The following is a 23388-nucleotide window of genomic DNA, read 5'->3' on the forward strand; positions in this document are numbered from 1 at the left end:
AAAGCCTTCGGGAAGAGAGATGGTCTAGCTCGTCAGGGCGGCCCGCATCGCCTCGATCACGGTTACGGCGGACGCAGCGCCTGGATCCATATGGCCAAGCGAGCGTTCGCCAAGGCGGGAGGCCCGACCCTTGGTGGCGATCATCGCCTTGGTCGCTTCTGCGCCGGCCCTTGCGGCCTCGACCGCAGCCGCAAGACTGCCAGCCAGACCCTTGCCGGCTGCCAGCGCCTCGCCCGCCGCTGTCGCGGCCGGCGCCCAGGCATCCATCATCGTCTTTTCGCCTGTTTCAGCCTTGCCGCGATCCTGTATGCCTTTGGCCATCGCCTGGAACACGGCAACGGTGTCGGCTTCGTCGAGCGTCGTCTTGCCCTTCACGGCTGCAGCCCCGCGCATGAACGCGGTGGCGTAGAGCGGACCCGAGGATGCGCCGACGGCGTTGAGGAACGACTTCGCTGCCGTGTTCAGCAAGGCGGTCGGATCGGTGGTGGCGGCGTCCAAATCCGCGACCGCATCGCGTGCCGCGCAAAATCCGAGTTCCATGGCGATGCCGTGGTCGGCATCGCCGATCACGCCGTCAAGCGCGCACAGACGGTCCCTGTCGGCTGACATGGCATCGGCGATGGCCGCGAACATCCCGGCGAGGCGGGCGCTGTCAATTGTCGTCATCTCTTGTTCCTTGCCTTTGGCCAAGTTTACCCGGCGCGAAACATGGCGCAGTCGCAAGGGTGGTCCAGCATCGTCTGCAACTCGCCGTCGAGCTGGTGCAGCGTGATCGAGGCGCCGGCCATCTCCAGCGAGGTGCAGTAATTGCCGACCCAGGTTGCGTGGACGCCGACGCCGATATCGGCCAGTCTTTGCGACAGCCGCCGGTTCATGATGTAGAGTTCCATCAGCGGTGTCGACCCGAGCGAATTGACGAGAATCGCGACGCGGTCGCCGCGCGACGGCGCCATTTCCTGCAAAATATGGTCGAGCATCTCGTCGGTGACTTCGTCGGCGCTTTTCAGCGGCCCGCGCGCGACGCCGGGCTCGCCATGGATGCCCATGCCGATCTCCATTTCGTCGTCGCCGATCTCGAAATTCGGCCGCCTTGTCTGCGGCAGCGAGCAAGGCGAAAGCGCCACGCCCATGGTGAAGGTATGATCGTTGGCCTTTGTGGCGATGCGCTCGCATTCATCGAAAGACAGCATACGGTCGCAAGCAGCACCCGCTGCCTTGAAGATGAAGAAATTGCCGGCGACGCCGCGACGCTTGTGTCTTTCGCGGCGCGGCGCGGATGCGACGTCGTCGGTGCTCAGTACCGTGCGCACTTCGATGTCGTCCATGGCTGCCATTTCGGCCGCCATGTCGAAATTCATGACGTCGCCGGCATAGTTGCCATACATGAACAGCACGCCGGCGCCGCCGCTTGCCGCCTTGGCGCATTCAAGGATCGGGTCGGGAGGAGGGGAGGCAAAGACGTTGCCGATTGCCGCCGCGTCGGCGAGGCCCTTGCCGACAAAGCCAAGGAAGGTCGGCTCATGGCCGGAGCCGCCACCGATCACCAGGCCAACCTTGCCGGGGCGCGGACCGTTCCTGGCGATGATCGAGCGTGGGCTGCCGGGTACAGTCTGAAGATGTCTTGGATGTGCGGCGAGAATTCCGGCAAGCATCTCGTCGACCGCTTTGCCGCCGTCGTTGATGAGTTTCTTGGTTTTCAACAAATGTCCTCCCAAAGTGCCAGTCGACCATGCCATTGCGGTCGTCAAAGGAAAAGACATGTGGCCGGTTGGCTATGTCGTTCGGGCAAAATGGTGCCAGACCACACCAACACCCGCCTCCAGCCAAGATCAGGATTGCGTTGGTGCATAGGCTGTGGATTTCTCTTATGCCGGCGATCCGGTGCCAAGGGTGGGGATCCTGAAACATGGCTTTCAAGAGATTGCGAATATTGCTGGGGTTGAAGGACGACCCCAATTCTATCCCGCGCCACGCCAGAATTGGCCGATACTCAAAAAGCCTTAGCGGTGGCTCGTTCGTGAATTGCAGCGAACAATCCCCGGTCGACATTGGCGCATTCTGCGCCATCGGGCCCGGCGTCAGGTTTTTCTGCCAGGCCAATCATCCGACGGAGACAGCCTCAAACTACGCGCTTCAACACCAGCTGTTCAAAACCAAATCGACCTACGAATATCTGCGAACAAACGGTCCGACCAAACTCGGCCACGACGTCTGGGTCGGAACCAATGCCATCATCCTGTCCGGCGTGACCATCGGCGACGGTGCCGTAGTCGCTGCCGGCAGTGTGGTGACGAAGGACGTCCCGCCTTACGCCATTGTCGGCGGCAATCCGGCCAAGTTCATCAGGAAGCGGTTTTCCGACGAGACAATCGCGGCGATGCTGAAAATCCGCTGGTGGGACTGGCCCTTGGAAAGACTGATGCAGGAAAAGTCGGCCTTCGACTTGCCGGCCGAACAGTTCGTCGCCCGGTTTGGTGGCGGCTGAAGCGCAGTCGTGGATCGCCAGCTAACGTATTAAAAACGCTCGCGATAATCGCGCGGGTTCGTGCCGAGGACGCGCAGGAAGCCGCGCCGCATCGTCTCTTCCGAGCCGAAGCCGCAGCGGCGGGCCGTCTGGTTGACGGGTTGGCCGCGCTCCAGCATCCGCCGCGCCGCCTCGATCCGGATTTCCTCGATCGCGCGGGCGGGAGTCCGGCCTGTGGCCTCGTGATAGCGGCGTGAGAAACTGCGCGGGCTCATGTTGGCGTGGTCGGCCAACTGCGCCAGGGAGAGGTCGCCCGCCAGATTTTCGAGGATCCAGCCATGCAGCCGGTCGAAGCGCTCGTCGCCATCCTGCAGCTTGAGGGTCTGGCTGAACTGCGCCTGGCCACCGGGACGTTTCAGGAAGACAACCAACTGGCGAGCCACCGCAAGAGCCATATGCCGGCCAAGATCGGCCTCGACGAAGGAAAGCGCGAGATCGATTCCCGCTGTCACGCCTGCGGACGTCCAGACATTGCCGTCACGAATGAAGATCGGGTCGGGTTCGAGATGGACCGCCGGAAAGCGCCGGGCGAACTCGGCGCAACGTGCCCAATGGGTAACCGCGCGGCGGCCGTCGAGGAGGCCTGCCGTCGCCAGCACCATGGCGCCGCTGCAGACGGAGGCCGTTCGCGTGGCGTCGCGCGAGCGGCCGGTCACCCAATCTATCAGCTCGGGGTCCTCGCAGGCCGCGTTGACGCCCCATCCGCCGGGCACGATCAGCGTGTCGATCTCTAGTCCGTGCGCCGGCAGTGCCGCTGCCTCCAGCACGAGACCGGCCGATGTCCTTATCCGCGGCGAGGCGGCGACGACCGCGACCTCGTAGGGAGCTGGTTCGTTGGCCTGAGTCCTGAAGTCGTTGGCGCTGGCAAAAACCTGAAGCGGCCCGCTGACATCGAGGAGCTGGACGTCCGGATAGGCAAGGATTTCGATACGGCGCATGGCGGTTTGGCTTGAAACGAGGGATGATTGGCGATCGTGCCAAAACATGATGCCTTAGATTGGCTGGAGTCAACCTGTGGAGATTTCCATGACCCTTCGTTTCGGCATCCTTGTCTTCCCCAATGTCCAGCAGCTCGACCTCACCGGCCCTTATGAAGTCCTGGCTTCGGCAAAGGGCGCCGAGGTGGAGTTGATCTGGAAGGATCGCAATCCGGTGATGTCGTCGACGCGACTGTCCCTCAACCCGACGACGACCTTCGGCGATTGCCCGCCTCTCGACGTGCTGTGCATTCCAGGCGGAGGAGGCGTCAACGCGCTGCTGGAGGATCAGGCCGTACTTGATTTCGTGCGTGAGCGTGCAGCACATGCACGCTACGTCACTTCGGTGTGCAGCGGCGCCCTGGTGCTCGGCGCGGCCGGGCTGCTGAGGGGCAAGAGGGCGACGACGCATTGGTATGCGCATGACTTCCTTGCCGAGTTCGGCGCCATTCCTGTCGACGAGCGCATTGTCGAGGACGGAAATCTGATCACCGCCGGCGGTGTCACCTCGGGGATCGACTTCGGCCTCCTCCTCCTCGCCAGACTGCTCGGACAGGCTGAAGCCGAGATCGTGCAGCTCTCGCTCGAATATGCCCCGGCGCCTCCTTTCCAGTCGGGCACACCTGCCGAGGCTTCGCCCACTGTGCTGGCGGAGGCAAAGGAGCGCCTCTCGGGTTCGCGGCGGGTTCGCGAAGAAATGTTCGCGCGCTGGCGCAGCGCCAGTGCGGATCCTGCGCCGTCGCGCGCTCACGGCTGAACAGCACGGTCGAATGGCGTATCTCCGCGCTATTCGACCTTGCTTCATTTTGGCGGTTGACTCGCTCCCTCAGCCCGTGCAGAAATTGGTTGGACCATTGAACCACTTTAGGCTCAGCCGGCGTGACCGATTTCCTTCCGCCCATCCAGACGACGGCCCGCGACGATGCGGTGCTGAAGGCGTTGGCCGGCTTCGTCATGCAGGAGCAGCTGGAGCCTGGCGAGAAACTGCCGACCGAACGCATCCTCGCCGAGCGCCTCAAGGTCAGCCGCAACACGGTGCGCGAAGCGCTGACGCGCTGGGAGGGGCTTGGCCTCGTCGAGCGGCGGCAAGGCAGCGGCACTTATCTCAAGGCGGCCGTCTCGCTCGACATGCTGCACATGCCGCTGACGCTCGCCGGCGGCAATGATTTCACCGGCCTGATGCGGACATTGGAAATCCGCCGCGCGCTGGAAGCGGAAGCCGCGGCGCTTTGCGCCATCCGCGCTGACGAGGAAGACCTCGCCGAGATCGAGCGCAAGCTCGACATCATGGAAGAGGCTTTTCACACCAGGGCCGGCATGTCTTCCGAGGAAGACTGGGAGTTCCACCAGTCGATCTATCGCGCCTGCGGCAATCCGCTGTTCGAGCAGATCATCGCCGCCATGCACGAACTGTTCCACCGCTTCTGGGAGCATCCGCTCGGCGTGCGCGATTTCGGCCACGCCAGCTTTCCCTACCATCGCACCATGTACAACTGCATCGCCGCGCACGACCCGGAGGGAGCCCGGGCCGAAGCGCTGAAGCTGATCGCCACCGTCGAGGACGATCTGAAGCGTGGCGCCGCCAAACTCAAACTTTCGGACCGAAAATGAACGAGCACCCGACCGGTTTTCAAATGGACTATCTCGCTGAAGCGGCGACGCTTTTGGCGCATGACGATCCATTCCCCGGCGGCGCGGTGGTGCCGCCGATCTACCAGACCTCGCTGTTCACTTTCGCCAACTACGCCGAGATGGCCGACACTTTTGCCGGCCGGCGGCGCCAGCCGATCTATTCGCGCGGCGACAATCCGACGGTGATGGAATTCGAGGCGCGCGTTGCTGCTCTCGAAGGTGCTGAAGCGGCGCGAGGCTTTTCCAGCGGCATGGCAGCGATCAGCGCCACGGTGCTCGCTTTCGTCGGCGCTGGCGAGCGCATCGTTGCCGTTCGCAACTGCTATGGCGACGCCTACCGGCTGTTCGAGCGGCTGTTCCCGCGCCTCAACATCAAGGTCGACTATGTCGACGGGTCCGACCCCGACGCGGTGGCGGCGGCACTTCCCGGCGCCAAGCTGCTCTATCTGGAAAGCCCGACCTCGATGATGTTCGAGCTGCAGGACATCGCGCATCTGACGCGGCTGGCCAAGGAGCAAGGCATCATCACCAGCATCGACAATTCCTGGGCGACGCCGGTGTTCCAGAAGCCGATCTCGCATGGCGTCGACCTCGTGCTGCATTCGGCCTCGAAATATCTCGGCGGTCACAGCGATACCGTCGCCGGCGTGGTTGCCGGCTCGGCCGCCCATATCGCTCGCATCAACGAGCAGACCTATTCCTCGCTCGGCGGCAAGCTGTCGCCGTTCGAGGCGTGGCTGCTGCTGCGCGGCCTGCGCACGCTGCCGCTCAGGCTGCCGCATCACATGAAGAGCGGGCTCACCATCGCCGAACGGCTGAAGGCGCATGGCCAGGTCGAGCGCGTCAACCACCCGGCCTATTCCAACCATCCGGGCAAGGCGACGCTGGCCGGCTATGCCGGGCTGTTTTCCTTCGAGGTGACCGAGGATGTCGACATTCCGGCCTTCGTCGACGCGCTGAAGTTCTTCCGCATCGGCGTCAGCTGGGGCGGCCATGAGAGCCTGGTCGTTCCGGCAAAGGCCTCGCTCGAGCAAACGCCGGGCCTGAATTCGATGGCGCGCTTCGGCGTCAGCCCCCGAACCATCCGCTTCAACGTCGGATTGGAAAGTGTCGAGGATCTGTGGGCCGACATCGCCCAGGCCTTCGACAAAGCAAAAAAATAGACGGAGCAGTTCAAAATGGGAGTACCTGACATGAAAAGACTGAGCATCATGCTTGCCACTGCCGCCGGCTTGGCAATTTCCGCCAGCGGCGCGCTGGCCGAGTCCACGCTGAAGATGGTCGAGGTCATCACCAGCCCGCCGCGCACCGAATTCTTGAAGAAGCAGATCGCCGAGTTCGAGGCGGCCAATCCGGGCGTCAAAGTCGAGCTGGTCTCGCTGCCCTGGGGCCAGGCCTTCGAGAAATTCCTGACCATGGTGCAGGCCGGCGATACGCCCGACATCGTCGAGATGCCGGAACGCTGGATGGGCCTCTATGCCACCAACGGCCAGCTCGAGGACCTTGGCCCCTACATGGCCAAATGGGACGACGCCAAGACGCTGGGCGACCGGGCCAAGCAGTTCGGCTCGACGGTCAACAACACCCAGTTCATGATCCCTTACGGCTACTATGTGAACGCGCTGTTCTGGAACAAGAAACTGTTCAAGGAGGCCGGTCTCGACGGCCCGCCGGCGACGCTCGATGAATTCGTTGCCGACTCCAAGAAGATCTCGGCGCTTCCAGGCAAATATGGCTACTGCCTGCGCGGTGGCCCTGGCGCCTTCAACGGCATGCACATGTTCATGAATATCGCTCAGGGCAAGGGCGGCTATTTCAACGAAGACGGCACCTCGACCATCAATGATGAAGGCTCGGTCAAGGGCCTGCAGATGCTGGCCGACATGTACAAGGACGGCCTGGCGCCAAAGGATGCCGTGAGCTGGGGCTTCAATGAGACGGTCACCGGTTTCTATTCCGGAACCTGCGCCATGCTCAACCAGGATCCCGACGCGCTGCTCGGCATCGCCGACAAGATGAGCGCCGACGACTTCGCCGTGGCGCCGTTGCCAGTCGGGCCGAGCGGCAAATCCTATCCGACGCTGGGTTATGCCGGCTGGGCGATGTTCGCCAATTCGCAGCACAAGGACGATGCCTGGAAGCTGATGGCGACGCTGTTGTCGCCCAAGGACAATCTGGAATGGGCCAAGGAGGTCGGCGTCGTGCCGATCCACAATGGCGCCGACCAGGATGCCCACTTCAAGACCGAGCAGTTCAAGGGCTGGTTCACCGAGCTCAGCGACACCTCCAAATATGAAATGGTGACGCCGCCGACGCATTTGGAAAACCTCGGCAACTTCGTCGACCAGGTGGCGATCAAGAACTTCCAGGAAGTGCTGCTCGGCCAGAAGACGGCCAAGGAGGCGGCCGACGCATGGGCCGCGTTCCTGACCAAGGAGCAGCAGGACTGGCTGGCCAAGAACAAGAAGTAGTTGTTCTCCCTTCTCCCCGTTCACGGGGAGAAGGTGTCACGAAGTGACGGATGAGGGGCGGCGCCATCCTCTAAGAGTTCGCGCTGCCCCTCATCTGCCTGCCGGCATCTTCTCCCCGTATAGTGACGGGGAGAAGGACGCTGTCATCGACGCCGGCTCATCCCTTTCAACCGAACGAAGCTGTCCGTATGACCTATGCCGTGTCCACGATACGACCCGCAGGCAAGCCGCGAGCGAAGCGGCTGACCCATGCCGCCATCGAGCCCTGGCTCTATCTCAGCCCGGCGATCGTGCTTCTGGTCGTGGTGCTTGTGGTGCCGCTGATCGTCGGCATCAGCTATTCGTTCCGCAAATTCTCCGCCTTCAAATCGGAATATGTCGGCCTTGGCCAGTATCAGGCGATGCTGTCCGACCAGGTTCTGGGGCAGGCGCTGGTCAACACGCTGTGGTGGACGGTCGCCAGCCTGTTCTTCCAGTTCTTCCTCGGTCTCGGCCTGGCGCTGCTGCTCGACAAACCGTTCATCGGCCGCAAGTTCGTGCAGGCTGTGGTGTTCCTACCCTGGGCGGTGCCGTCCTTCCTTTCCGGCCTTACCTGGGCATGGCTGTTCAATCCGATCATCGGGCCATTGCCGCACTGGCTGTTTGCGCTGGGGCTGAAGGCCGAGCCGACCAACGTCTTGTCCGATCCGGCCACCGCCATGTGGGGGCCGATCATCGCCAACATCTGGTTCGGCATCCCGTTCTTCGCCATCACGCTGCTGGCGGCGCTGAAGTCGATCCCGTCGGAACTGCATGAAGCCGCGGCCATCGACGGCGCTTCGCCATGGCAGCGCTTCAGCAAGGTGACGCTGCCGTTCCTGGCGCCGACCATCGTCATCACCGTCATGCTGCGCACGATCTGGATCGCCACCTTCGCCGACCTGATCTTCGTCATGACCGAGGGCGGACCTGCCGGCTCGACCAGCACGGTGCCGGTCTACATCTATGTCAGCGCCTTCAAGTCGCTGGACAAGGGCTATGCCTCGGCGGTGGCGGTGCTGCTGCTGGTGCTGCTCATCGTCTACGCGATCGCGCTGATCGCCATCCGCCGCTCGCTGGTGAGGCACGTCTGATGATTGCCGGACGCTCGACCTCCTCGCGCATTGTCAGTGGCATCGGCCTCTACAGCGCCGTTGCCGCCTACATGATCTTTGCACTGTTCCCGATCTTCTGGACGCTGAAGATATCGGTCACGCCGGAGCGGCTGCTTTATTCCGAAGGCATCACGCTGTGGCCGTCGCAGACGACCTTCCACAACTTCATCACCGTGCTGGAAGCCTCTGATTTTCCGCGCTATTTCATGAACAGTGTCATCGTTTCGGTGTCGACGGCAGCCTTCGTCACCGTCATCGCCACGCTGGCCGGTTACGCCATGTCGCGCTTCACCTTTCGCGGCAAGGCGACGCTTGCGATCATGCTTTTGCTGACGCAGACGTTTCCGCTGGTGATGGTCATTCCGCCGATCTACCGGGTCATGGGAGAACTCGGACTCACCAACAGCCTGGTCGGGCTGATCATCATCTACACCGCCTTCAACACCGCCTTCGCCACCTTCCTGATGCAGTCCTTCTTCGACGGCATCCCCCGGGACCTCGAAGAGGCGGCGATGATCGACGGCTGCACGCGCGCCCAGGCGATGCGCAAGGTGATCGTTCCGCTGACGCTGCCCGGCATGGGCGCAACGCTCGGCTTCGTTTTCACCGCTGCCTGGAGCGAGCTTTTGTTCGCACTGATGCTGATCTCCAGCGACGACCAGAAGACCTTCGCCGTCGGCCTGCTCACCTATATCGGCAAATTCGCCGTCGACTGGGGGCAGATGATGGCGGCGTCGATCCTGGCGCTGATCCCGGTCTGCATCTTCTTCGCCTTCCTGCAACGCTATCTCGTCACCGGCCTCACCGCCGGCGCGGTCAAAGGATAACCGATGGCTTCCGTCACGCTGCAACATGTCGAGAAGGACTATGGCTCGCTGCGCATCCTGCACGGCGTCGATCTGGAGATCGCCGACGGCGAATTCGTCGTGCTGGTCGGCCCGTCCGGCTGCGGCAAGTCGACCTTGCTGCGCATGATCGCCGGGCTAGAAGAGGTCTCGGGTGGTGAGATCCGCATCGGCGACCGGCTGGTCAATGACGTAGCACCCAAGGACCGCGACATCGCCATGGTGTTCCAGTCCTACGCGCTCTACCCGCATATGGACGTGTCGTCCAACATGGGCTTCAGCCTGCTCTTGAAGAAGGCCGAGAAGTCGACGATCGAAACCAGGGTCGGCGCTGCCGCCAAGCGCCTCGGCCTCGACAGTTTCCTGCAGCGCCTGCCGCGCCAGCTGTCGGGCGGCCAGCGCCAGCGCGTCGCCATGGGCCGTGCCATCGTACGCGATCCAAAGGTGTTTCTGTTCGACGAGCCGCTCAGCAATCTCGATGCCAAATTGCGTGTCCATATGCGCGCCGAGATCAAGGCGCTGCACCAGCAACTCAAGACCACCTCGGTCTATGTCACCCACGACCAGATCGAAGCCATGACCATGGCCGACCGCATCGTCGTCATGCATGACGGCTTCGTGCAGCAGGTCGGCCATCCGCTCGAACTTTACGACCGGCCGATCAACATGTTCGTCGCCGGCTTCATCGGCTCGCCAGGCATGAATTTCCTGCCGGCGACGGTCGACAAAGGCGGCAAGGTGGAGGCGGTGCTGGCCGATGGCCAGAAGCTTAGATTGCCGGATGGCTTGCCGCTGAAGAATGGCGACGCGCTCACCGTCGGGCTGCGGCCAGAACATATGCAGCTCGCCGAAGACGGTGCGCTCACTGCGGAGGTTGAGGTGGTGGAGCCGCTCGGGCTGTCGACCCAGTTCTACGTCAAGATGGCGGGACAGCAGGTCTGCGTCTTTGTCATGGGGCGCAGCAATGTTCGGCCGGGAGACACGGTGCGGTTGTCCGCCGATCCAGCGGCGCTGCATCTGTTCGATCCGGCAGGCGGCAGCCGCATCGGATAAGGGTTTCGTGCCGGTTGGACGGTTCGTGTCGCTCGCCGAAAATTGATCGCCGCCATTATCCGTTTGCGCGAACGAATGGAAAAATAGTTCGTCGTGGCGGTGCCGAAAGGCCTATCATTCCTTTTGCCGCATTCGGAAGTCTATCAAACTTGTAGACACTGAAGGCGGGCTTGCCCGTAGCAAGAAGGTGCCACAGCATGCCCAATCCAACCGTCGTCGGCTTTTCCGGCAATTTCACCCGGCCGTCCAAGACGCGCGGCTTCGTCGAAAAGGTGGTGAAGGACATTGCGCGCCAGCATGGCCTGTCGGCGAGCAGCTACGACGTGGAAGATCTCGGCCCGTCGCTCGGCGGCGCCAAATGGGCACGTGACCTCGACGTGCAGGCGCGGGCCATCCTCGACAGCATCGTCAATGCCGATGTGCTGGTGGTGGGCTCGCCGACCTACAAGGGCAGCTACACCGGCCTGTTCAAGCACTTCTTCGATCTCTTCGATCCGGTCTCCTTGAAGGGCAAGCCAGTGGTGCTGCTGGCGACCGGCGGCGGCGAGCGGCATGCGCTGATCGTCGAGCATCAATTGCGGCCGCTGTTCGGCTTCTTTGAAGCGCTTGCCTTGCCGACGGCGGTCTACGCCACCGACAAGGATTTCACCGACGGAGTGCTTCGGTCGGAGCCGATCCTGAAGCGCGTCGCGCAAGCCGTGGACGAGGTCGGGCTTGTGCTCGCCAATCGCCCAGCCGCCAGGGTTGCCGCTGAATAGATCTCAGTCTGTTTGAATTACGGTCAGACCGGAAACAGGAACGCGGCGGCAGGATCGAAAAACACCTGCCGTGAGGACTGTGCTGCATCATGCGATTGCATGGCGGCGGATGTCGGCCTGATGTCGATCTCCTGTCCGACGGCGGTGCGCGCGACGATGCGCCGGCGTTCGCCATAGAAGGCGACATCGACGATCTCGACAGCGAGTTCCGCGCTCGCCGGCTTTCGCTCCATGCCAAACGCTTCCGGCCGGATCATCAACCTGGTTTTTTGCCCCTTCTCGAAAGCACCGTTGACGCTCACGCCGGAGACGACCGAACCGTCCGCCAGCCGGATCGTTGCCGCCCCGTCGACGGTTTCGAGATGTTCGGCGGCGAGGAAATTGGAGTTGCCAATGAAGCCGGCGACGAAGTCGGTTGCCGGCCTGAGATAGAGGTCCTCACCGGTGCCGGTCTGCTCGATGCGACCGTCCTTGAACAGGGCGATGCGGTCCGATAGATGCAGCGCTTCTTCCTGGTCGTGTGTGACGTAGAGGATGGTGACGCCGGTCTCGCGGTGGATGCGGCGGATCTCGGCCTGGATTTCCTCGCGCAGCTTCTTGTCGAGCGCTGAAAGCGGCTCATCCATCAGCAGGATAGGCGGGTCGTAGGCCAGCGCCCGGGCCAGCGCGACGCGCTGCTGCTGGCCGCCCGACAGCGCGCCAGGCAGTCTCGCGGCAAAGCTTTCCAGCCGTACCAGGGCCAGCATGTCGCCGACCTTCTTCTTCACCTCGGCTTCCGGCCGGCGGCGAACCCGCAGCGGAAAGGCAATGTTTTCGGCCACTGTCAGGTGAGGGAACAGCGTGTAGCGCTGGAACACCATGCCGATGTTGCGCTTGTGCGAGGGTATCGCCAGCAAGGATTTGCCTTCCAGCTGGACATCGCCGGAGCTCGGATCCTGGAAGCCGGCTATGGCATAGAGCGTCGTTGATTTTCCCGAACCCGACGGCCCGAGAAAGGTCAGGAACTGACCCTTTGGAATGTCCAGTGTGACATCATGCACTGCGGTGATCGCGCCGAACGCTTTGCGCAGACTGCGGATAGAAAGGAAGGGCTGGGTCATGTCTGGAACTTTCGGCGCAGGAGTGCCGTCACTACCATCAGGGCAAGCGTCAGACCGACGAGCAGGCTGGCGGCGGCGGCGATGACCGGGCTCAGATCCGAGCGCAGGCTGCCCCAGATCTTGACCGGCAAGGTCTGCAAGGTGGGGCTGGCCATGAAGATGGCGACGACGACCTCATCCCAGGAGGCAAGGAAGGCAAAGATGGCGGCGGAAAAGATGCCGATGCGGATCGACGGCAAGGTGATCCTGAGCTTTGCCTCAAGCGGGCTGGCGCCGCAGACGATCGCGGCATCCTCGATCGACTTGTCGAAGCCTTCGAGCGCCGTGGCGATCGGGATGATCGCGAAGGGGAGCGCCAGCACGGTATGGGCGATGACGAAGCCGATCGTTGTGCCGCCGAGGCCGAGGCGCAGGAAGAAGGCGTAAATGGCGATGGCGAAGACCACGACCGGCAGGACCATCGGCGTCAGCAGCAGGCCGCGCAGGATTTCGCGGCCGCGGAACTGTCCGCGAACCAACGCGAACGAGGCGAGAAGGCCGATCACCACGGCAAGGATCGCCGTCATGGTGGCGATGCGGGCGCTGGTCAGCGCCGCCTCCAGCCAGGACGGGTCGGCAAACAGCTCCTGGTACCAATTCAGTGTCCAACCGGGCGGTGGAAAGGCCAGCCAGCGCGACGATCCGAACGACAGCAGAACGATGAAAACCACTGGCAAGAGGAGGAAGGCGGCGACCAGCGCGGTGAAGCCGAGCAGGGCAATTTTCAGCCATCCCATACGGTCGTAATCGAGCAGCATCTCAGATGCCTCCCGTCACGCGCCGGGCGCCGACAAGGCGCAGCTGCAATGCGTAGAGCGCCATGGTGACGACCAGCAGGATGAAGGCGGCGGCGCTGCCGAGCCCCCAATTGAGCAGCGACTGGATCATCTGCGCGATCATTTCGGCCAGCATCATGTTCGACGTGCCGCCGAGCAGCGCGGGGGTGACGAAATAGCCGAGAGACATGACGAACACCATCAGGCCACCAGCGGCGATGCCGGGCAGCGACAGCGGCAGGAGGATGCGGCGGAATGCCTGGAACGGGCTGGCACCGCAGAGGGCCGCGGCACGCAGCGTCATCGGATCGATCGCCCGCAAGGTGCCGACCAGCGGCAGGATCATGAAGGGCAGCATGATGTAGACCATGCCGATGGTGACGCCGATGAGATTGTTGATGAGCGGCAGCGGCTGGTCGATGACGCCAATGGCGATCAGCGTCCGGTTGATAACGCCGGTGCGCTGCAGCAGCACCATCCAGGCATAGGTGCGGGTGAGCAAATTGGTCCACATCGACAGGATGATGATGCCGAAGACGATCGAGGCGAGGGCCGCCGGCATGATCGCCAGCATCCAGGCGACTGGAAAGGCGACTAGCACGGTAACGACGGTGACGACCGCCGCAACCAGGAAGGTGTTGAAGAACACCCGCGCATAGGTGCCGTCGCCCAGCAATGTCGCGTAGTTCTGCAGGCCGGGCGCCGGCTCGGTGACGCTGCGCAACAGCAGGGCCAGCACCGGGACGGCGAAGAACAGCGCAATCAGGATCAGCGCCGGCAGCAGGCCACCGAAGCCTGCCGGCATCCTGAAAGCTCCAAAGCTCTGACGCGTTTCGACCGACATGGCGGGAACCTGTTTGTGGGACGAGACAGCCTGCGCTGTCTCGTCCCGTTCTGTTGCGGCAGCAGCCGTTACTTCGCCTGCCAGGCGTACCAGCGCGTGGCGATGGCGTCGCGATTTTCGGCCCAATAGTTCATGTCGAGGTTGATCTGTCCGTCGACATGGGCGTCCGGCAGCGACTTCACGACGTCCGCCGCCATCTCCGCCTTGGCCTTGGTGTTGATCGGCGCATAGCCGCTGGCTTCGGCAAACTTTGCCTGGCCGGCCGGGCTGCTCGCCGCAGCCAGGAACTTCATCGCCGCATCCTTGTTCTTGGCGCCCTTCGGCACCACCAGAACGTCGGCCGCCGTCAGGTTCTGGGTCCAGGACACGCCGACATCGGCTTCGTCATGCTGAAGCGCAAAGACGCGGCCGTTCCAGAGCTGGCCGAAGGCCGCCTCGCCGGAAGCGATCAACTGCTGCGACTCCGCGCCGCCGCCCCACCAAACAATGTCCGACTTGATGGTGTCGAGTTTCTTGAAAGCGCGGTCGAGATCGAGCGGATAGAGCTTGTCGGCGGGAACGCCGTCGGCCAGCAGTGCGATCTCGATGACGCCGGGCGCCGACCATTTGTAGAAGGTGCGCTTGCCCGGGAATTTCTTGACGTCGAACATGTCTGCCCAGCCGGCAGGCTCGCCCGAAACGGCGCCCTTGTTCCAGGCGAGCACGAAGGAATAGTAGAAGCTGCCGACGGCATGGTCGGTGGTGAAGCGCGGATCGAGGTCGGCCTTCGGCACAGCAGTGAAATCGATCGGCTCCAGCAGGCCGTCCTTGGCCGCCTTGATGGCGAAATCCATCTCGACGTCGACGACATCCCAATTGACGCTGCCGGCGTCGACCATGGCCTTCAGCTTGCCGTAGTCGGTCGGACCGTCCTGCAGGACCTTGATGCCGGATGCGGCCGAGAACGGTTCCGCCCAGGATTTGGTCTGCGCTTCCTGCGTCGTCCCACCCCAGCTGGTGAACACCATTTCCTCGGCCTTGGCGGCCGTCGTTGCCAGAACTGTTGTTGCCAGAAGTCCGGCAAGGATGCCGGTGAAGATCAGTTTCATGTCGTTCTCCTCTGTTTGTTTTCGTTGTTGGCTGTTCGCGATCGGCGTTTTCGCCTTGATCGCGAATCCCCGGCCTGCGGCGGCTACCGCATGACAAAAGGATCGGGAATTGGGTCGTCCGAGGTGCGTATCCAGACCGATTTCGAACGCGTGTAGTCGCGGATCGCGTCCATGCCGCCTTCGCGGCCGAGACCGGACTGGCCGTAGCCGCCAAACGGCACTAGCGGCGAGACGGCGCGGTAGGTGTTGATCCAGACCACGCCGGCGTGGATGCCGCGCGCCATGCGGTGCGCCTTGGCGAGATTGGTGGTGAAGACGCCGGACGCCAGGCCGAACTTCGTATCGTTGGCCAGTGCCAACGCTTCGGCCTCGGTGTCGAAGGCCAGCGCGCTCAGCACCGGGCCGAAAAGCTCTTCGCGCACGCAAGCCAGGGTCTGATCGGGTACCTCGATGATCGTCGGGGCATAGTAGAAGCCGTCCGCCTTGCCTTCAGGGCGTTTGCCGCCTGTGACCAGCCGGCCGCCGGCGGCGAGGCTTTCGGCGACGGTCTTTTCGATCCATTCGCGCTGGCGCGATGTGGCAAGCGGCCCCATTTCGGTGGAGGAATCCTGCGGGTCGCCAATTCTGATGGCTTCTGCTTTTTGCTTGAGCCGGGCGAGAAACTCGTCCTTAACCGAGCGCTCGACCAAGAGCCGCGAGCCGGCGACGCAGCTCTGGCCGGTGGCGGCAAAAATGCCGGCGACGACGGCGTTAGCCGCACTTTCCAGATCGGCATCGGCAAACACCACCACCGGGCTTTTGCCGCCGAGTTCCAGCGTGGTGTAGGCGAGGTTTTCCGCCGTGTTCCTGACGATCTGGCGGGCCGTCGCTGGGCCGCCGGTGAAGGCGACGCGGGCGACCAGCGGATGGCTGGTCAGGCGGTGGCCGCAGTCGTGACCGAAGCCGGTCAGGATGTTGACGCTGCCTGCGGGAAATCCGGCTTCGTCGACGAGTTCGGCGAAAGCGAGCAGCGGGGCGGGCCCGTCCTCGGATGCCTTGAGGACGACGGTGCAACCTGCGGCGAGCGCTGGCCCAAGCTTGACGGCCGACAGGAAGAGCTGCGAATTCCACGGCACGACGGCGGCAACGACGCCGATCGGCTCCGGCCGGATCGTCACCTCCATATCCGCCTTGTCGATCGGAACGAACGCCCCTTCGTGTTTGTCGGCGAGCCCGCCATAGTAGCGGTAGTAGTCGCCGACATAGGCGATCTGGGCGCGGGTCTCGCGGATGATCTTGCCGGTATCGCGTGTCTCGAGCTGCGCCAGCCGATCGGCATTGGCGACGACGAGATCGCCGAGCCGCACCAGAAGCTTGCCGCGCGCCGTCGCCGTCATCGCGGCCCATGGGCCGGAGCGCAGCGCCCGGTGGGCGGCCTCGACGGCACGATCGACGTCGGCCACCGTTGCGGCGGGCATTTTTGCCCAAGGCGCGCCGGTCGACGGGTCGACACTGTCGAAGGTTGCGGCGGCCTCCACGAACTGGCCGTCTATGTAGTTCCTGAATTCGCCGGTGCTCATCACGATCCCGCCTGCGGTGTGGCAAAGGCCGGCATCACCCTGTCGATGAACAGCTGCAGCGATTTCTTCTTGCGCTCGTGCGAAATGCCACTGTCGATCCAGATCGAATACTGGTCGTAGCCGAGCGCCTCATAGGTCTTGAGCCTGGCGATCACTTCGTCGGCTTCGCCGATCACCAGATTCTGCCGGATTTTGTCAGGCGCATATTGCGGCATGGCCGCAATCTCGGTCTCGGTCAGCGCCTCCAGCACGCCTTGGCGCACCGGCTTCTTGTTCTGGAACCAGGCGCCGAACTGGCAATAGAATTGCGACAGATCCTGCGTCAGGCGATCGGCGTCGGCCGCGTCCTCGGCGACGAATGTGTGCATCAGCAGCATGATTTCCGGTCGTGGCGTTTCAGGGTGGGCAGCACAGGCCGTGTTGAAGCGCTCCATGAGGCTCGCCACTTCTGCGTCGCCGGAGGCGAGCGGCGTCACCTGCACATTGCATTTGTTGGCAACGGCGAAGTCGTGCGAGTTGGGGTCACGCGCCGCCACCCAGATCGGCGGATAAGGTTTTTGCAGCGGCTTGGGCGATGAGGTGGTGGACGGGAACGACCAGAACTCACCGGAGAGTTCGAAATCGCCGTCCCATAGGCCACGGATCGCAGGCACCATCTCGCGCATGCGCTGACCAGCGCCCCAGGCTTCGAGCCCGGGGAAAAGCCGTTGGTACTCGTAGCTGTAGGCGCCGCGCGCAATGCCGATGTCGAGCCGTCCGTCGGTGATGACGTCGGCCATCGCCGCTTCGCCTGCGAGCTTGATCGGGTGCCAGAACGGCGCGACGATCGTGCCGGTGCCAAGCCGGATCGTGCTGGTCTTTGCGCCGAGATAGGCAATGTTGATGAACGGGTTGGGCGAGATGGTGAATTCCATCCCGTGATGCTCGCCGATCCAGGCGGTCTCGAAGCCGGCCTGTTCGGCCACCAGGACCAGATCCTCCAATTCGGCAACAAGCTCGGAATGCGGCTTCGCCAGATCCGAGCGCTCCATGTGGACGAACAGCGAAAATTTCATCGGCGTCACCTGCGACCGGAATGAAGAACTTGCGAAGGCACGGGCTTGGCGAGCGGCCGGACCTCGCCTTCGACCTCGTTGCCGACATAGACACCGAATGCATCTTCCGTGCGTTCACGGACATAGCGGGTCAGCATGGAACGAACCGCCGGATCAGCGACCTTGAGATCGGCGATATGGTCGATGTCGACAAGACGGGTCTGGCGATCACTGGGACTGGGAGCGGTGACCGTTCCCCGGTAGTAGACGTGCGAGCGCGACGGATCGGCCGCGTCGTCCCACACCGCAAACAGGAAGCCGAGTTGTGCGTCGACGGCCTTGGCGGCGAGGCATCCCTTGAGGCTGCGGGCATCCTTCGGCGAGCCTAGCCCGCGCCCGGCCGGCAATTCGTGGAAACCGTCCGGTGTTTCGAAAAACAGCACGCGGCCTTCATTTTCGAGAATGGCGCCGACTTCGGTCCCATGCGGTGCTGCCGCCAGCGCCTCCTGGCTGAGGCCCGGCGTGACATAGGTGCCGCGGCAATAGCCGAGCGGCTGCGCGCCATTGTGGGTGAAATCCCGGACGCGGCCGATCAGGATCGAATGGTCGCCGGCGTCGACCAGTTGCTCCATGCCGCAATCGAACACGGCAACGGAACCGTCGATCAGCGGGTTGCCGGTTTGCCCGGATTGCCAGGCAACGGAAGCGAATTTGTCGGCGGCCTTGGAGGCGAAGATGCCGGATTCAGCCTTCTGGCTCTCCGACAGGATGTTGATCGCGAAACCTCTTGAGGTCGAAAACGCGCTGTGCCCCAACGCCTTCTTGGCGATGCAGACAAGCACCAGCGGCGGCTCGAGCGAAACCGAGGTGAAGGAGTTGGCGGTGAAGCCGCGCGGCTCGCCTTCCGCACCGATCGTGGTGACGATGGTGACACCGGTCAGGAACGAGCCCAGCGCCCGCCTGAATTCGCTGGAGTCAAATGCAGGAGCAGTCTCCAGCCTGGCGGCAGCGTCTTTCTCCGCATCGAGAAACGCCATGATGTGTTGAGTCACTTTTTCTGGCGAAGCGATTGTCATCATGTGCCTTTCGCCGCTCAGCACGAGGCATTGGCCGCGTGGTGCAAGCCGAGCCATCGCCGCCGACATGGCGGGAGTGGAATTCCTGTCTTCCGATCCGGTCATGAATAGTGCCGGCGCTGCGAGCTCGGCCAGCCGATCGACATGCTGGGTATCGGCGTGAGCAAACAGGCGGTAGGTGCGCGCGTAGCCCTCGGCGTCAACGCTTTCCAAGGCCGTGCGCGCCATGTTGGCCGCGCCGGCCAGACTGGCCGGCAGCGGGTCGCCGAACCAGCGGGCAAGCGTTGCGGCTATGGCGGAAGGGACGCCGTGAGAGCCGAGCGCGGCGGCGCGTTCGCGCACGGCCTGCGCCAGTGCCTCAGGGCGACGGAACACGCCGTTGAGACAGACCACGGAGCCGACACGCGACGGTGCGCGCAGGGCGACTTCGAGAGCGACCAGCGCCCCCATGGAATGACCGACGATCGATACCGAGGCGAGACCGAGATGATCGAGCAGGCGGATCGCCTGATCGGCAAAGTCAGACAGCGCGGCATTTTCCGGTGGCAGCGGCGAGTTGCCATGGCCGAGCATGTCGATGGCGATCAGATCGTAGTGGTCTTTCATCGACGCGATCTGCGTCTGCCAGATTGCGGCATTCATGCCGACGCCGTGGATGAGAAGCACCGGCGTGCCGGAGCCGGCACGGATGAAGCCGGTGCCGTCGGGAGCCGTGTCCTTGACCCATGTGGAGGCGGCGACGTCAGCCATGCAGGTCCCCGACCTCTTTCAGATCCTGATAGCGGTCGCCGATGCGATGATGCGGGCGGCCGCCAATGGAAGCGCCGAGCGCCACCACCAGTTCGTCCGGCGCCGGCGCATCGCCGATCTGGAAATGCACGGTCAGATAGTGGGAGCGTCGGCCCTCGTCGCTTTTGTCCATCAGCGGGATCATGATCGGCGTGTTCGGTCCGCCACGCAGATTGGTGAAGGCGAGATAGGTCTTGGCGCCGACAGCGCGGCGATAGTGATTGCCGAAATGCAGTGTGTGGATCAGCGCCGATGCATGCTCGATCTCGCCTGAGGTGCCGCAGATGGCCGCCTTGCCGTAGCCTTCGATGGCCTCGCCCGAGCCGGCGACGGCGATGATCTCGCGGGTCAGCATTTCGCCGAGGATGGGGGCGATGGCGCGAATCTCGGGAGACAGATCCTCAGTGAAACCACGCCCTGCCCAGGGGTTCGTCAGCACCGCGGCGACGCCGATCAGACGCAGCGGCTGGGGTGCTGCCTTGCCGCCTTCGATCAGCGTGTTCTCGATGTAGGTGACGATCTTTCGAATAGCCGGTTTCATCAAAATCCTCGGTCGGATGGCGCGGTTCAGCGCCGTCATCTTTATCGCGTCTTATGGTATACCATGCTATGGAGCGCCAAGAACCTTGTCAATTGGCCATGGAATCTGTTTTGTGGCTGTACCAGGGAGGCAAAGAAAAAATGTCAGACGATACGCTGCGGATCGACCGCTCCGCCAAGACGCTGCGGACGCTGGCGCTGGAGCGCATGCGCGAGGCGATCATGGATTTCCACTTCCAGCCCGGCGAAAGGCTGGTCGAGCGGCCGCTTTGCGATCAGCTCGGGGTCAGCCGTTCGGTCGTGCGCGAGGTTCTGCGGCAATTGGAGGCGGAAGGCCTGGTGCAGATGATACCGGGCCACGGACCTGCCGTGGCCAAGCCGGATCTCGGCCGCACCGACGAGATCTACGAATTGCGGGCGCTGCTAGAGGGCATCGCGGCGCGGGCTTGCGCCATGTCGGCCACGAGCGAGCAGATCGCTTTGCTCAATGGCGCTTTGACCAACCTTTTCGAAGCCTGGGCATCAGCCGTGCCGGTCGCGGTGATGCGGGCGACGACCAAATTCTACGAGGCGCTGTTCGAGGCGGCCGATAAGCGCATTGCCTGGGAAATCGTCACCGGGTTGAATGTGCGCATCAACCAGCTGCGTTCGATGACGATCGCCTCGGAGAACCGCCGCGAGCCGGCGATCGCCGAAATGACCGAAATCATGGACGCCATCCGTTCGCGCAAGCCTGAAGAGGCGGAGGCGGCGGCGCGTCGGCATGTCGAATCCGCCTGGCAGATCGCCCGCAACACGCTTCGTCTCCGCGCTCTTGCCGCCGACTAGTTCTTGTCCACAGGCTTTGACCGCATGCGCGAGACGGTTTCGCGTTCGGCGCGCTTGGAGCGCAGCGGCGGGAGGCCGCGGTCGATCAGGTCCATGTCCTCCAGCACCATGTCGCCCATGCGCTTGAAGGCGATGTCGAGTGCGCCGGCGCGGTGCGCGGAGCGCAGGAAGCCGGGCAGGGTACGCACAGGGTGGTCTTGCCCCAGCGGTTCTTCCGGAAAGACATCGCTGGCCGCGACGATATGGCCGCTCTTCACCGCGTCCATCAATGCGGGAAAATCGACGACGCCGGCGCGGCTGAGCAGGATGAAGGCAGCACCCTTGCGCATGCTGGCGAAGGCGTCTGCGCCGAGAAAGCCCTGATTTTCTGAGGTCACGGAAGCGACGACGAAGATGAAATCGCTGGTCGACAGGACGTCGTCGAGCGAGGCCGGCTCGACGCCATTGTCGATCAGGATCGACGGCGGCAGCCATGGGTCGAAGACTTTTGTGCGGGTGCGGAAGCCTGTGAGCAGCCGGTTCAGCGCGCGGCCGAGATCGCCGAAACCGACGATGCCGACATCGGCGCCCGAAAGCAGCCGTGCCGTCTGGTTGCCGTCGCCGCCCCAAAGCTCCTTGCCCTGCCGGAAGGCGAGGTCGGCGTCGACGATGTTGCGGGCGAGGTTGAGCGCCATGGCAAGGCCAAGCTCGGCGACCGGCTCGGCGAAGACTAGGCCCGTGGTGACGACATGGATGCCGCGTGCAAACAGCGTCTCGTAGGGCATGTTGTTGAGGAGATTGGTCTCGACATTGAAGACGCAGCGCAGCGCCTTCATTGTCTCCAGCGTCTGCGGCGTGATCGGCGGTTGGCCAACGATGTAGCGGGCTTCAGCCAACACATCGGCCGGCAGCGTCGCCACGCCGTCGGGCGTCGTCTCGACAATGCGGTATTTCGCCCGAAAGCGCGCCAGCTGCGGTGGCGTGAAGATCAGGTCGAGCGTGCGTGGTTCGGGCGCACTGATGACCAGCGGCAAGGCGCTGTTGGACATGGCAATTCCTCCCGGCGCGATCCGCACCGCGCCACTCGAAACAAACTCTTACCTTGGATTAAACGATTTACAACTGCGAAAAATCGATTTATCCATTCACACACGGGACAAGGTGCAAGGTCCCGACCTCGGGAGGAGGACCAATGGCGCATCGGCAAGCCCAGCAGCGGCGTCCGTCGATCCACGACGTGGCAAGCCGTGCCGGCGTGTCCGCCGCCACCGTCTCCAAGGTCATGGCGGGCGTCACCACGGTCAAGCCCGAAAATGCACAACGCGTCTTCGATGCCGTCGAACTCCTGGGTTACCGGGTCGATCCGCTGGCCTCGGACATGCGGCGCGCCAAACGCCGTATCATCGGCGCCATCATGCCGGAATTCGAAAGCGAATTCTTCGGCCAGATGGTGACCCAGCTCGAGAGCCTGGCCGAGCAGCGCGGCTACACGCTGGTGGCGGCATCGTGCCGTGAATCGGAAGCGCGCGAAGAGGAGATACTGGAGCGCATGCATGACTGGCGAGTGGCCGGTGTGGTGCTGGCGCCGGTGCGCAACGAGCATGGCCCGGCAGCCGCCTTCATGAAGCTGAACGGCATGACCGGCGTGCTGATCGACCGCGTGCTGTCGGACGACGCTTTCGACACCGTGTCGGCCGACAGTGCGGCGGCAAGTGCCGAGGTGGCGCGCGAGCTGATCGGCAAGGGCCATCGCCACATCCTGGTCGTCGGTCTTGGTGAACAGGCGGCCACGGTGCGCGCCCGTCTCGACGGGTTTCGCTCGACCGCGCTCAAACTGGCACCGGATGTCCGCATCGATGTCGTGCTTGCCGAAACCGATGTCGAACCGCTCCGAGCGCAGCTGCGCGATTATTTTGACAAATGTGAAGTTGAGGGTGGGGGCGCCAATGCAGGCGAGCGCCCGACGGCGGTCTATTCGCTGTTCCTGAAGGGCACGCTGGTGGCGCTGTCCGAATTCCGGCGGCGCGGCTGGCATTGCCCCAACGACATTTCGCTGGTCGGCTTCGACGATGCCGAATGGATGCAGGTGACATGGCCGGCCATCGCCGCCGTGGTGCAGCCGGTCCGCCAGATCGCCGTCCACGCGATGGACGTGTTGTTTGCCAGGATCGAAGGCGAGGAGGGGCCGCCCAAGGCGCGGCTCGAGCCTTGTCAGGTTTTGATGCGGGAATCCGTTGGCTCGCCAGGCAACGGCCCGCATTCCGGGGGAGGAAACCGACAATAGCCCCCATTGTCGAAGACGGACCAGAAGCGCCGGACCTGGCTTTGGCTCGCGGCGCGTGA

The 23388-nt window shown here is 63.4% G+C and carries 23 protein-coding genes; 11 read left to right on the top strand and 12 right to left on the bottom strand.

Annotated features, from left to right (window positions below):
• Nucleotides 1-24: 24 nt before the first annotated feature.
• Together dhaL and AC1D0N_RS12655 are read right to left on the bottom strand one after the other, a co-directional pair.
• Nucleotides 25-666, bottom strand: a complete 642-nt coding sequence (gene dhaL / locus AC1D0N_RS12650; protein ID WP_477244276.1) for a dihydroxyacetone kinase subunit DhaL — start codon at nucleotides 664-666, stop codon at nucleotides 25-27.
• A gap of 26 nt (nucleotides 667-692) precedes the next feature.
• Complete coding sequence (locus tag AC1D0N_RS12655) at nucleotides 693-1700, bottom strand: dihydroxyacetone kinase subunit DhaK (RefSeq protein WP_477244278.1); 1008 nt, start codon at nucleotides 1698-1700, stop codon at nucleotides 693-695.
• A gap of 206 nt (nucleotides 1701-1906) precedes the next feature.
• Here AC1D0N_RS12655 and AC1D0N_RS12660 point away from each other — a divergent pair, with 206 nt between their 5' ends.
• The gene (locus AC1D0N_RS12660; RefSeq protein ID WP_477244280.1) at nucleotides 1907-2485 is read left to right on the top strand and encodes a CatB-related O-acetyltransferase; all 579 of its coding nucleotides are present in this window, start codon (nucleotides 1907-1909) and stop codon (nucleotides 2483-2485) included.
• Nucleotides 2486-2514: 29 nt separating this feature from the next.
• Here the strand turns inward: AC1D0N_RS12660 and AC1D0N_RS12665 are convergent, their stop codons facing one another.
• Nucleotides 2515-3462, bottom strand: coding sequence for a GlxA family transcriptional regulator (locus AC1D0N_RS12665; protein WP_477244282.1), 948 nt, complete (start codon nucleotides 3460-3462; stop codon nucleotides 2515-2517).
• 88 nt (nucleotides 3463-3550) lie between these two features.
• On the opposite strand from AC1D0N_RS12665, the gene AC1D0N_RS12670 reads away from it, so the two are divergent.
• The 8 genes from AC1D0N_RS12670 to msuE all read left to right on the top strand — a co-directional run bounded on the left by AC1D0N_RS12670 (nucleotide 3551) and on the right by msuE (nucleotide 11393).
• The gene (locus tag AC1D0N_RS12670; RefSeq protein WP_477244284.1) at nucleotides 3551-4258 is read left to right on the top strand and encodes a DJ-1/PfpI family protein; all 708 of its coding nucleotides are present in this window, start codon (nucleotides 3551-3553) and stop codon (nucleotides 4256-4258) included.
• Between the two features lie 122 nt (nucleotides 4259-4380).
• Complete coding sequence (locus tag AC1D0N_RS12675) at nucleotides 4381-5112, top strand: FadR/GntR family transcriptional regulator (protein WP_477244286.1); 732 nt, start codon at nucleotides 4381-4383, stop codon at nucleotides 5110-5112.
• A complete protein-coding gene (locus AC1D0N_RS12680; RefSeq protein ID WP_477244288.1) occupies nucleotides 5109-6296 on the top strand; it encodes a PLP-dependent transferase in 1188 nt (395 codons plus the stop codon). Before AC1D0N_RS12675 ends, AC1D0N_RS12680 begins: the two co-directional genes overlap by 4 nt.
• Before the next feature lie 30 nt (nucleotides 6297-6326).
• Nucleotides 6327-7604: an ABC transporter substrate-binding protein gene (locus tag AC1D0N_RS12685; RefSeq protein ID WP_477244290.1), complete on the top strand. Its 1278-nt coding sequence runs from the start codon at nucleotides 6327-6329 to the stop codon at nucleotides 7602-7604.
• Nucleotides 7605-7792: 188 nt separating this feature from the next.
• Nucleotides 7793-8716: a carbohydrate ABC transporter permease gene (locus tag AC1D0N_RS12690; protein ID WP_477244292.1), complete on the top strand. Its 924-nt coding sequence runs from the start codon at nucleotides 7793-7795 to the stop codon at nucleotides 8714-8716.
• The gene (locus tag AC1D0N_RS12695; protein WP_477244293.1) at nucleotides 8716-9564 is read left to right on the top strand and encodes a carbohydrate ABC transporter permease; all 849 of its coding nucleotides are present in this window, start codon (nucleotides 8716-8718) and stop codon (nucleotides 9562-9564) included. Before AC1D0N_RS12690 ends, AC1D0N_RS12695 begins: the two co-directional genes overlap by 1 nt.
• A 3-nt stretch (nucleotides 9565-9567) precedes the next feature.
• On the top strand, nucleotides 9568-10635 hold the full coding sequence (locus AC1D0N_RS12700; protein ID WP_477244294.1) for an ABC transporter ATP-binding protein: 1068 nt from the start codon (nucleotides 9568-9570) through the stop codon (nucleotides 10633-10635).
• Between the two features lie 197 nt (nucleotides 10636-10832).
• A complete protein-coding gene (msuE, locus tag AC1D0N_RS12705; protein WP_477244296.1) occupies nucleotides 10833-11393 on the top strand; it encodes an FMN reductase in 561 nt (186 codons plus the stop codon).
• Nucleotides 11394-11416: 23 nt separating this feature from the next.
• Here the strand turns inward: msuE and AC1D0N_RS12710 are convergent, their stop codons facing one another.
• The 8 genes from AC1D0N_RS12710 to AC1D0N_RS12745 all read right to left on the bottom strand — a co-directional run bounded on the left by AC1D0N_RS12710 (nucleotide 11417) and on the right by AC1D0N_RS12745 (nucleotide 20239).
• On the bottom strand, nucleotides 11417-12493 hold the full coding sequence (locus AC1D0N_RS12710) for an ABC transporter ATP-binding protein (protein ID WP_477244298.1): 1077 nt from the start codon (nucleotides 12491-12493) through the stop codon (nucleotides 11417-11419).
• On the bottom strand, nucleotides 12490-13290 hold the full coding sequence (locus AC1D0N_RS12715) for an ABC transporter permease (protein WP_477244300.1): 801 nt from the start codon (nucleotides 13288-13290) through the stop codon (nucleotides 12490-12492). Before AC1D0N_RS12715 ends, AC1D0N_RS12710 begins: the two co-directional genes overlap by 4 nt.
• Before the next feature lies 1 nt (nucleotide 13291).
• Nucleotides 13292-14152: an ABC transporter permease gene (locus AC1D0N_RS12720; RefSeq protein WP_477244302.1), complete on the bottom strand. Its 861-nt coding sequence runs from the start codon at nucleotides 14150-14152 to the stop codon at nucleotides 13292-13294.
• A gap of 68 nt (nucleotides 14153-14220) precedes the next feature.
• On the bottom strand, nucleotides 14221-15240 hold the full coding sequence (locus tag AC1D0N_RS12725) for an ABC transporter substrate-binding protein (protein ID WP_477244304.1): 1020 nt from the start codon (nucleotides 15238-15240) through the stop codon (nucleotides 14221-14223).
• An 83-nt stretch (nucleotides 15241-15323) separates the two neighbouring features.
• Entirely contained in the window at nucleotides 15324-16799 is a 1476-nt protein-coding gene (locus tag AC1D0N_RS12730; protein WP_477244306.1) for an aldehyde dehydrogenase, read from the bottom strand.
• A complete protein-coding gene (locus AC1D0N_RS12735) occupies nucleotides 16799-17854 on the bottom strand; it encodes an LLM class flavin-dependent oxidoreductase (protein ID WP_477244308.1) in 1056 nt (351 codons plus the stop codon). The genes AC1D0N_RS12730 and AC1D0N_RS12735 overlap by 1 nt, the downstream gene beginning before the upstream one ends.
• A gap of 5 nt (nucleotides 17855-17859) precedes the next feature.
• The gene (locus AC1D0N_RS12740) at nucleotides 17860-19659 is read right to left on the bottom strand and encodes an alpha/beta fold hydrolase (RefSeq protein ID WP_477244310.1); all 1800 of its coding nucleotides are present in this window, start codon (nucleotides 19657-19659) and stop codon (nucleotides 17860-17862) included.
• Nucleotides 19652-20239: an amino acid synthesis family protein gene (locus tag AC1D0N_RS12745; protein WP_477244312.1), complete on the bottom strand. Its 588-nt coding sequence runs from the start codon at nucleotides 20237-20239 to the stop codon at nucleotides 19652-19654. The genes AC1D0N_RS12740 and AC1D0N_RS12745 overlap by 8 nt, the downstream gene beginning before the upstream one ends.
• A gap of 140 nt (nucleotides 20240-20379) precedes the next feature.
• Here AC1D0N_RS12745 and AC1D0N_RS12750 point away from each other — a divergent pair, with 140 nt between their 5' ends.
• Entirely contained in the window at nucleotides 20380-21066 is a 687-nt protein-coding gene (locus AC1D0N_RS12750; RefSeq protein ID WP_477244314.1) for a GntR family transcriptional regulator, read from the top strand.
• On the opposite strand, the gene AC1D0N_RS12755 is transcribed toward AC1D0N_RS12750, so the two are convergent.
• On the bottom strand, nucleotides 21063-22094 hold the full coding sequence (locus AC1D0N_RS12755) for a hydroxyacid dehydrogenase (RefSeq protein WP_477244316.1): 1032 nt from the start codon (nucleotides 22092-22094) through the stop codon (nucleotides 21063-21065). The genes AC1D0N_RS12750 and AC1D0N_RS12755 overlap by 4 nt on opposite strands.
• Nucleotides 22095-22237: 143 nt before the next feature.
• On the opposite strand from AC1D0N_RS12755, the gene AC1D0N_RS12760 reads away from it, so the two are divergent.
• Complete coding sequence (locus AC1D0N_RS12760) at nucleotides 22238-23329, top strand: LacI family DNA-binding transcriptional regulator (protein WP_477244318.1); 1092 nt, start codon at nucleotides 22238-22240, stop codon at nucleotides 23327-23329.
• Nucleotides 23330-23388: the final 59 nt, after the last annotated feature.

The sequence above is a fragment of the Mesorhizobium sp. P2_E10 genome (genome assembly GCF_056404235.1).